Below are 4,414 nucleotides of genomic sequence, written 5' to 3' on the forward strand. Positions count from 1 at the left end.
GCCATACCCCTTCGCCTATCAGGGCCGGATGGCACCGCGCAGCACAACCTCATGATCTGAACCCAGAACAGGCCCTAGGGGACCGCGCCGCGCGTTCTGCTCCGGATTTCCCGCCGCGGCCCCCGATCCGCGGCTACGACGGGATGAGGCCCCTGAGGTGCGGGACGGTCACGGAGGTGAGCGAGGGGACCACCAGGCGGCCCGGGGCGGGCTCGATGGGGAGGACGCCGGGGACGGCCACCACCGCGCACCCGGCGGCCGTGGCCGCCGCGACGCCGTTGGGCGAGTCTTCGAGCACCACGCACCGCACCGGCTCGACGCCCAGCAGCCCGCAGGCGGTCAGGTAGGGCTCCGGGTCGGGCTTGGTGCGCTCGACGTCGTCGGCCGTGACGACGGCGTCGAAGCGGTCGTGCCCGACGACCTTCAGGACGGCGTCGGCGATCTCCTTCAGCGACGAGGTGACCAGGCCGACCGGTACGCCCTCGTCGTACAGGGCGTCGAGCAGCTCTCCGGCACCCGGCATGAGGCGCACGCCGTCGGCCAGGCGGGCCACCATGCCCTCGGCCATCCACGCCCACAGCGTCTCCGGCTCGACGGACGAGCCCGACACGGCCAGCATGTAGGCGACCGTGCGCTCCATGGAGCCGCCGACCAGGTGGGCCTGGTGCTCGGGCGTCCAGGTGCCGCCGAGCCGCGCCATCGCTACGGTCTCGACCTCCAGCCACACCTTCTCGGTGTCGACGAGGAGCCCGTCCATGTCGAAGAAGACGGCTTCCATGCGTTCCCCGATCGGTCGGTCGCGGGGCGCGGCGGGCGCCGCGGGCCCTGACGGGAAGGTGGTCGACGGAGGGGTCAGACGTTGAAGTATTTGGCCTCGGGGTGGTGGGCGACCAGGGCGGAGGTGGCCTGCTCGGGGTGGAGCTGGAACTCCTCCGACAGCGTGACCCCGATGCGCTCGGGGTCGAGGAGCTGGAACAGCTGCACCTGGTCCTCGAGGTTGGGGCAGGCCGGGTAGCCGAAGGAGTAGCGGCAGCCCTGGATGTTGACCTTGAGCATGTCGTCGAGCGTCTCGTCGCCGCCGATGCCGAGCTCGGCCCGGACCCGGGCGTGCCAGTATTCGGCGAGCGCCTCCGTGAGCTGCACCGACAGCCCGTGGAGCTCCAGGTAGTCGCGGTAGGCGTCCTTGGCGAACAGCTCGGCCGTGGCCTCGGAGATCCTGCCGCCCATGGTGGCCACCTGGAAGGCGACCACGTCCACCTCGCCGGACTCGCGCGGGCGGAAGAAGTCGGACAGGCACAGGTGCCGGTCGCGGCGCTGGCGCGGGAAGGTGAAGCGGGTGCGCTCGCGCCCCGCGTCGTCGAGGATGACGAGCGAGTCGCCGTCGCTGACGCACGGGAAGTAGCCGTAGACGACGGCCGCCTCCAGCAGCCCCTCGGTCTGGGCGCGCTCCAGCCACATGCGCAGCCGGGGACGGCCCTCGGTCTCGACCAGCTCGTCGTAGCCGGGTCCGTCGCCGCCTCTGGTGGGCTTGAGCCCCCACTGGCCGAGGAACAGGGCGCGCTCGTCGAGGAAGGCGGAGTAGTCGGCCAGCGGGATGCCCTTGACGATGCGGTCGCCGTGGAACGGAGCCGCCGGGACCCGGTTGTCGACGGCCACGTCGGAGCGGGACGGCAGCTCCTCCACGGGGGTGCGCTGCAGCACGGCGCCCGCCTTGACGCGGCGCTCGCGCAGCGGCGGCAGCGTGGCCCCGGCCACCCCGCGCTTGACCGCCATGAAGGCGTCCATGAGCCGCAGCCCCTCGAAGGCGTCGCGGGCGTAGCGGACCTCGCCCTCGAACAGCTCCGCGAGGTCCTGCTCGACGTAGGCGCGGGTGAGCGCGGCGCCGCCCAGCAGCACGGGGTATCTCTCGGACAGGCCCCTGGAGTTCATCTCCTCCAGGTTCTCCTTCATGATGACCGTCGACTTCACCAGCAGGCCGGACATGCCGATGACGTCGGCCTTCTGGTCGTCGGCGGCCTCCAGGATGGCCGAGACGGGCTGCTTGATGCCGAGGTTGACGACCTGGTAGCCGTTGTTGGACAGGATGATGTCGACGAGGTTCTTGCCGATGTCGTGCACGTCGCCCTTGACGGTGGCCAGCACGATGCGGCCCTTCGTCTCGCCCTCGACGCGGTCCATGTGGGGCTCGAGGTAGGCGACGGCGGTCTTCATCACCTCGGCCGACTGCAGCACGAACGGCAGCTGCATCTGGCCGGAGCCGAACAGCTCACCGACCGTCTTCATGCCGTCGAGCAGCACCTCGTTGATGATCTCCAGGGCGGGCCGCTGCTCCAGGGCGGCGTCGAGGTCGGCCTCCAGCCCCTTGCGCTCGCCGTCGATGACGCGCCGCTTGAGCCGCTCCCACAGCGGCAACGCGGCCAGCTCCTCGGCCTTGCCGGCGCGCATCGCGGCGGCGTCGACCCCCTCGAACAGGTCCATGAAGCGCTGCAGCGGGTCGTAGCCGTCGCGGCGCCGGTCGTAGACCATGTCGAGCGCGACCTGGCGCTGCTCGTCGGGGATGCGCGCCATCGGCAGGATCTTGGAGGCGTGCGCGATCGCCGAGTCCAGCCCGGCGTTGACGCACTCGTTGAGGAACACCGAGTTGAGCACCATGCGGGCGGCGGCGTTGAGGCCGAAGGAGATGTTGGACAGGCCCAGCGTGGTCTGCACGCCGGGGTAGCGGCGCTTGAGCTCGCGGATGGCCTCGATGGTCTCCAGGCCGTCGCGCCTGGTCTCCTCCTGGCCGGTGGCGATGGGGAAGGTGAGGCAGTCGACGATGATGTCCTCGACCCGCATGCCCCAGTTGCCCACCAGGTCCTCGATCAGGCGTACGGCGACGCGGACCTTCCACTCGGCGGTGCGGGCCTGGCCCTCCTCGTCGATGGTGAGCGCGACCACGGCCGCGCCGTGCTCCCTGACCAGCCGCATGATCCGCTGGAAGCGGGAGTCGGGACCGTCGCCGTCCTCGTAGTTGACGGAGTTGACGGCGGCGCGCCCGCCGAGCATCTCCAGCCCCGCCTGCAGGACCGCGGGCTCGGTGGAGTCGAGCATGATCGGCAGGGTGGAGGCGGTGGCGAAGCGGAACGCCAGCTCCTTCATGTCGGCCACGCCGTCGCGGCCGACGTAGTCGACGCACAGGTCGAGCAGGTGGGCGCCGCCGCGCGCCTGGTCGCGGGCCATCTCGACGCAGTCGTCCCAGCGGCCCTCCAGCATGGCCTCACGGAAGGCCTTGGAGCCGTTGGTGTTGCAGCGCTCGCCGATCGCCAGGTAGGAGGTGTCCTGGCGGAACGGGACGGTCTGGTAGAGCGAGGAGGCGCCCGGCTCCGGGTGGGGCCTGCGGGGGGCGGGCTGCTTGCCGCGGACCCGCTCGACGACCTGGCGCAGGTGCTCGGGTGTGGTGCCGCAGCAGCCGCCGACCAGGGACAGGCCGTAGTCGCGGATGAAGGCGTCGTGGGCGTCGGCCAGCTCCCGCGCGCTCAGCGGGTAGTAGGCGCCGTCGGAGGTGAGCACCGGCAGGCCCGCGTTGGGCATGCACGACAGCCTCGCCCGGGAGTGGCGGGCGAGGTAGCGCAGGTGCTCGCTCATCTCGGCGGGGCCGGTGGCGCAGTTGAGGCCGATGACGTCGACGCCGAGCGGCTCGATCGCGGTGAGCGCGGCGCCGATCTCGGAGCCGAGCAGCATCGCGCCGTTGGTCTCGATCGTCACCTGGGCGATGATCGGCACGTCGCGGCCGGCCGCCTCGACGGCCCGCCTGGCTCCGATGACGGCGGCCTTGACCTGGAGAAGGTCCTGGCAGGTCTCGATGATCAGGGCGTCGGCGCCGCCCGCCACCAGGCCGGCCGCGTTGTCGCGGTAGGCGTCGCGCAGGCTGTGGTAGGGCAGGTGGCCCAGGGTGGGCAGCTTGGTGCCGGGGCCCATCGAGCCGAGGACGTAGCGCGGATGCTCGGGCGTCGACCAGTGGTCGGCCCGCTCCCTGGCGATGCGGGCGCCCGCCTCGGAGTATTCGTAGACGCGCTCGCCGATGTCGTACTCGCCCAGCGCGGCGAGGTTGGCGCCGAACGTGTTGGTCTCCACGCAGTCGACGCCCACCGCGAAGTAGGCGTCGTGGACGCCCTGGACGATGTCGGGCCTGGTGACGTTGAGCACCTCGTTGCAGCCCTCGTGCCCCTCGAAGTCGTCGAGGGTCGGGTCCTGGGCCTGCAGCATCGTGCCCATGGCCCCGTCGGCGACGATGACTCGCTGGGACAACGCTTCGCGGAAGGACGCAGGGCTGCTCATGGGGAGCAGCTTATCGGCTGCGCCTCGGCGGGCGTGTCCGAGCGGGCCGCCGCGGACGCGGGACGGGCGCGGGACGGGCGCGGGACGGGCGCGGGAC

Annotated in this window: 2 protein-coding genes; both read right to left on the minus strand. The window is 71.6% G+C overall.

Annotated elements, in window-relative coordinates; all coding sequences use genetic code 11:
- Positions 1-133 precede the first annotated feature (133 nt).
- Positions 134-778: an HAD family hydrolase gene (locus tag DQW85_RS26970; RefSeq protein WP_113702724.1), complete on the minus strand. Its 645-nt coding sequence runs from the start codon at positions 776-778 to the stop codon at positions 134-136.
- A 74-nt stretch (positions 779-852) separates the two neighbouring features.
- Positions 853-4,317 (minus strand): methionine synthase, encoded by a 3,465-nt coding sequence (gene metH, locus DQW85_RS26975; protein ID WP_113702725.1) that lies wholly within the window; start codon positions 4,315-4,317, stop codon positions 853-855.
- Positions 4,318-4,414 lie beyond the last annotated feature (97 nt).

The sequence above is a fragment of the Nonomuraea lactucae genome (genome assembly GCF_003313395.1).
GTDB lineage: Bacteria > Actinomycetota > Actinomycetes > Streptosporangiales > Streptosporangiaceae > Nonomuraea > Nonomuraea lactucae.

What these genes read in the sequence shown, in the direction of transcription:
- metH (WP_113702725.1), bottom strand. Translation starts at nt 4,317, where the DNA reads ATGAGCAGCCCTGCGTCCTTCCGCGAAGCGTTGTCCCAGCGAGTCATC.
- DQW85_RS26970 (WP_113702724.1), bottom strand. Translation starts at nt 778, where the DNA reads ATGGAAGCCGTCTTCTTCGACATGGACGGGCTCCTCGTCGACACCGAG.